Origin of the sequence: Protofrankia sp. Cr1, assembly GCF_963555865.1 — a bacterium.
Taxonomy (GTDB): domain Bacteria; phylum Actinomycetota; class Actinomycetes; order Frankiales; family Frankiaceae; genus Protofrankia.
The window spans coordinates 4,703-7,398 of sequence record NZ_CAUVXO010000282.1 but is presented as its reverse complement, the minus strand read 5'-3'; the positions used below and the strand labels follow the sequence as shown (position 1 = coordinate 7,398).

4 protein-coding genes and 1 pseudogene are annotated in these 2,696 nt (G+C 69.2%); 3 read left to right on the top strand and 2 right to left on the bottom strand.

The features are described from left to right. Positions 1-165: 165 nt before the first annotated feature. Positions 166-657: pseudogene (locus U9980_RS18995) on the top strand (IS21 family transposase); the annotation flags it as partial. Continuing rightward, complete coding sequence (istB, locus tag U9980_RS18990) at positions 654-1,439, top strand: IS21-like element helper ATPase IstB (protein ID WP_322769151.1); 786 nt, start codon at positions 654-656, stop codon at positions 1,437-1,439. The pseudogene U9980_RS18995 and the gene istB, both read left to right, overlap by 4 nt. Before the next feature lie 78 nt (positions 1,440-1,517). Here the strand turns inward: istB and U9980_RS18985 are convergent, their stop codons facing one another. Together U9980_RS18985 and U9980_RS18980 are read right to left on the bottom strand one after the other, a co-directional pair. Beyond that, positions 1,518-2,081 carry a hypothetical protein gene (locus tag U9980_RS18985; protein WP_322769150.1) on the bottom strand — a complete coding sequence of 188 codons (564 nt, stop codon included), beginning with the start codon at positions 2,079-2,081 and terminating at the stop codon, positions 1,518-1,520. Between the two features lie 155 nt (positions 2,082-2,236). Next, entirely contained in the window at positions 2,237-2,422 is a 186-nt protein-coding gene (locus U9980_RS18980; RefSeq protein ID WP_322769149.1) for a transposase domain-containing protein, read from the bottom strand. On the opposite strand from U9980_RS18980, the gene U9980_RS18975 reads away from it, so the two are divergent. Further along, positions 2,337-2,696 (top strand): DDE-type integrase/transposase/recombinase (locus U9980_RS18975; protein WP_322769152.1); only part of this gene is annotated, 360 nt, incomplete at its 3' end. The genes U9980_RS18980 and U9980_RS18975 overlap by 86 nt on opposite strands.

Genomic DNA, 2,696 nt, shown 5'->3' with positions numbered 1-2,696 from the left:
CACCGACGGCCGGGCCAGGCGATCCGCCGCGACGTGTCGCTCCGACAACAGGCGCAGCGGGAACAAAGGTGGAACGGCCGGCGAGCCGGGTGAGCCGGGCCAGCACCCCGAGCAGGTGCCAGCCTCGGTCGTCACCGGCGAATGGCTCTGACGGTCTCAACTGGCCCCGGTGCGACGGTGCTGGCCCAGGCCCGCCAGTCCGGGGTGTTCACCGCCGAGCATGAGGCGTTCTGGGCCGCGGCGCGCCGCGCGCACGGCGACGCCGGCGGCACCCGGGCGTTGGTCGAGGTGCTGCTGTTGCACCGTCACCTGCCCCACGCCGACGTTGTGGCCGGCCTAGCCGCGGCGGTCGCTGCCGGGGCGAGTACCGCCGACGTTGTCGCGGTCGAGGCCCGTAAGACCACCCAGACCCGGCCTGTCGAGGAGCGCCAGACACCCTCGGTGCCGCCTGCTGCCTCAGGGGACACCGTGACGAGCCTGACCGAGCGCCGCCTGACCGAGCCGACCGCGGTGATCGCTGGGCTGCCGGCGGATACGCGACCGGTTCCCAGCGTCGCGCACTACGACGAGCTGCTACGGCGGCGTCGTCCGACCGCGGCGCCGACCACGACTACCCCCGCGGGGGCCGACCACTCCAGCACGGGAAGAGTCTCATGACCAGACCAGCGCATCGCGGGATGACCGAACAGGCCGCGGACGCCGCGGTCGACCAGGCGTGTCGGGCGTTGCGGCTGCCGACGATGCGGTCCCGGTTCGTCGAGATCGCCGACGCCGCGGAACGCCAGCAGCTGACCTACCGTGGGTTCCTCGCCGAGCTCCTCATGGCCGAGTGCGACGACCGGGACCGGCGCCGATCCGAACGGCGGATCCGCGCCGCCGGGTTCCCCCGGGAGAAGTGGCTGACCGACTTCGACTACGACGCCAACCCGGCGATCAACCCGGCCACCATCAACACCCTGGCGACCTGCGCCTGGGTCCGCGCCGGGCAACCGCTGTGCCTGATCGGTGACTCCGGCACCGGGAAATCTCATCTGCTCATCGCGCTCGGCGCCGCCGCGGCGATGGCCGGCCACCGGGTCCGTTACACACTCGCCGCGAAACTCGTCAACGAACTCGTCGAGGCCGCCGACGAGAAGATCCTGACCAAGACCATCGCCCGCTACGGCCGCGTCGACCTGCTCTGCATCGACGAACTGGGCTATATGGAACTCGACCGTCGCGGCGCCGAACTGCTGTTCCAGGTCCTCACCGAACGGGAAGAGACCAACAGCGTCGCGATCGCCTCCAACGACTCGTTCTCCGGGTGGACGAAGACGTTCACCGACCCCCGGCTGTACGCCGCGATCGTCGACCGGCTCACCTTCAGCGGCAACATCATCGAGACCGGCAGCGACTCCTACCGCCTCGCTCACACCCGCGCCGCCCGCGCCACCGCCTGACCCAGGTTCCGTCCGAGCCGAGCCGCCGAGAACGTGCGACCGCGCACTGCCGCAACCATCCGCGGCGGCCGGTCCGGGTCATCGGATGGCAGCGTTAAAGATCCACGATGATCGACGAGGACGGTCGCCGAGATCGGCTCGCCCAGTGCACCACAGCAGGACCTGCACGGGATCGCCGTCCGGAGCGTCGGGGAATAGTCGGCTCAGTACCGCCGTGCACAGTGGCCGTGGGGGACGCCACGGCACCCGCAGCCCCTCGGTGATGTCGTGGGTATGCAGCAGGATCTCGGCGACGCCCATGGCCGCGAAACCCGCAGTGTCGGTCGGTCCGTAGTGCCACCCGCGAACATCCGGGCTGGTGACGATCGCGCCGCTGAGGAGTCTTGCGCAGGCGGTGACGACCTGGAGCACATCGCGCGGGTCCGCGTCGGTCGCCACCGTCAGGTCGAAGGGCAGGTAGGCAGCCGCCGGGCCGGCCGCTACCTGCCCCGCGTAGGCCAGCAGGTCGTGGGCGACATGGGCAGCGGTCTGCCAGCAGGTCCATTCCAACAGCCCCGCCTGGACCTGCCAGTCACGGGTGTCCCGCGGACCGAGCACCCACACCATCTCAGCCAGCGCCGCGTCAACGTCACGGCCGCTCATCGAGCGCATGAAGACAGCGTCCCAGTGCGAACCCCCGTCCTGAGCAGAACCTCGTCCCCACGTGTCCGAGTGGGGCCAAATATCGCCGTCACCCGGTCAGGGGATCAGCCAGGTGGGGCCAGATATGACCGTCCCGATGGGGCCGGTTTGGTCTGTCACAGCCACCCGTCGATGACGACCATCCGCAACGGCAGCGACCGCCGCCGGACCTCGACCGCGTCCACCTCCTCAAGCACCTCGTCGACCAACTCCGGCGTGAACACCTTCGTCAGGGCACCCACGGTCACCAGGTCCGGCAGCCAGCCGTCCGCAGACAGCCCCGCGCTCGCATCGTGGCCCACGCCACCAACTCTACCGAGAACCGATCACCTAAGTTATGGCCATTGGGCCGTGGCCGACCACATGCGCACCGACCTCGTCCTCGATGCCCTACGCATGGCCATAACCCGCAGGCACCCACCGAAAGGTGTGATCTCCCATGCTGATCGAGGCAGCCAGTACACCAGCAAGGAATTCGTTGGCTTCTGCAAGATCAACAACGTGCGGAACTCGGTCGGCCGCACCGGAATCTGTTTCGACAATGCTGCCGCTGAATCGTTCTGGGCGACCCTGAAG

Excerpts from the sequence above, each read along its gene's own strand:
- istB (WP_322769151.1), top strand. The coding sequence starts at position 654 with ATGACCAGACCAGCGCATCGCGGGATGACCGAACAGGCCGCGGACGCC.
- U9980_RS18985 (WP_322769150.1), bottom strand. The coding sequence starts at position 2,081 with ATGAGCGGCCGTGACGTTGACGCGGCGCTGGCTGAGATGGTGTGGGTG.